This is a genomic window from Clostridium lacusfryxellense (assembly GCF_018861735.1).
Taxonomy (GTDB): Bacteria; Bacillota; Clostridia; order Clostridiales; family Clostridiaceae; genus Clostridium_AD; species Clostridium_AD lacusfryxellense.
The window spans coordinates 1-1,725 of the sequence record NZ_JAHLEB010000135.1; the positions used below are offsets into that span (position 1 = coordinate 1).

Here is a 1,725-nt window from a genome sequence, read left to right on the forward strand (position 1 = left end):
ATGAACTGCCCCCCGTCAAGTAGACAGTGGAAATAATTAAAGATTTCAAGTAAGGCGTCTATCATTTGATAGGCGCTTTGTTTATGATGCATTGCCTAATAGATATCGCTGATATTCTATTGGTGTCATGCACTTTAAACGTTTTTGATAACGTCTATTATTATAATATTCTATATAGTTCTCAGTAGCTTTCTTTAAGCTTTCATAGTCTTCAAATTTATGAAGATAATACATCTCCGTTTTTAATATTCCCCAAAAACCTTCCATTGGTCCATTATCAATGCAACGCCCGACCCTTGACATGCTCTGTGTCATTCCAGCTTTATTTAGTTTCTCTTTAAATATTTTTGAAGTATACTGGAAACCTCGGTCACTATGAAATATTGGTTTAGCATCAGGAAATACTTTAACAGCAAGATCAAAGGTTTCATAAACCAATTGATTATTATTAGAATGAGCAATGACATATGAAACAATACTTCTATCACCTAAATCAAATATTGCACTTAGATAAGCCTTTTGGCTACTTCTCCCATATTTAAACTCGGTTACATCTGTAAGCCATTTTTCATTGATTTGTTCTGCTTTGAAATTTCTATGCAAAATATTTTCTGCAGTAACTTCAGGAGTTGACTTAATATAATTATATCTTTTCTTTCTGCATACGGATTTTAATCCTATTATCTGCATAAGACGATAAATTCGTTTATAATTAACTGTTTTATTATATTCCCTGCGGATCTTAATTGTCATCTGGCGATAGCCTAATATACCGTCATTTTCCTCGTATAACTCGCAAATAAGCTTTAATAATTTTTCGTTTTCCAATTCTCGATTGCTTTTTTCTCTGTGTAGCCATTTATAATATGCAGAATGGCTAACGCAGCCTATTATGCACAACTCAGTTATAGGAAATTTATCTTTGTTAGATAATTCTTGGATTGCAAGATAAGTATCTTCGTATCTAACTTCACTTAATACCGCCTTCTTTCTATCTCTTGGATTTTTTTTATAAGAGCATTCTCCATCCGTAATCTTCTATTTTGTGCTTCTAAAAGCTTGTATTGAGCTTTTAACTTTTCAGATTCTGTCATTAACTCTTCATCCTTTGGCTTTCCACGTCGGTCCACAAGCCCTTCGATACCAAACTGTTCATACTTCTTCATCCAGGAATAAATCTGCGGATAAGATACCTCATATTTTTGAACAGTTTTATTATAATCGTTATTGTTTTCAATACAGTATTTTATGATATCAATGCGTTCATTATAAGAAGTTTTGCGTCCTTTGGTCATGATATTTTCCCCTCCTGATCCAGAAGATTTTATATTTTCATGACCATTATACTTCTTTATCCATTTGCATAAAACTGTATTTGAAGAAATATGATACTTAATGCATAAATCATTCAGTGAGCCAAGTCCATCAAGGTATTCCCTTACAATATTAATCTTGGTTTCAGCAACATAAGGTGTATTCTTAGAAGAATGCTTTAATCCAGCTTCACCTTCTGATTTATATCGTATTACCCATTTTCGAAAAGAACTCTTATGCACTTGAAGTTTATTGCATAAACTTAACACACTGGCTTTTCCATTTAAATAGGATGTTACAGCCTTAATTTTTTGTTGATCTGAGATAATTGATTTTCTTCCCATAAAAAATAGCCCTCCTTATAGCAAACAGTTTTATTATTTAACTGTCTACCATAAGGGGAGCATATCA

The 1,725-nt window shown here is 32.4% G+C and carries 2 protein-coding genes; both read right to left on the reverse strand.

Translation table 11 applies throughout. From position 1 onward, the window contains the following. Window positions 1-81: 81 nt before the first annotated feature. Entirely contained in the window at window positions 82-1,035 is a 954-nt protein-coding gene (locus tag KPL55_RS25580; RefSeq protein ID WP_216309570.1) for an IS3 family transposase, read from the reverse strand. Next, window positions 975-1,658, reverse strand: a complete 684-nt coding sequence (locus tag KPL55_RS25585) for a helix-turn-helix domain-containing protein (protein ID WP_216309569.1) — start codon at window positions 1,656-1,658, stop codon at window positions 975-977. Before KPL55_RS25585 ends, KPL55_RS25580 begins: the two co-directional genes overlap by 61 nt. Window positions 1,659-1,725: the final 67 nt, after the last annotated feature.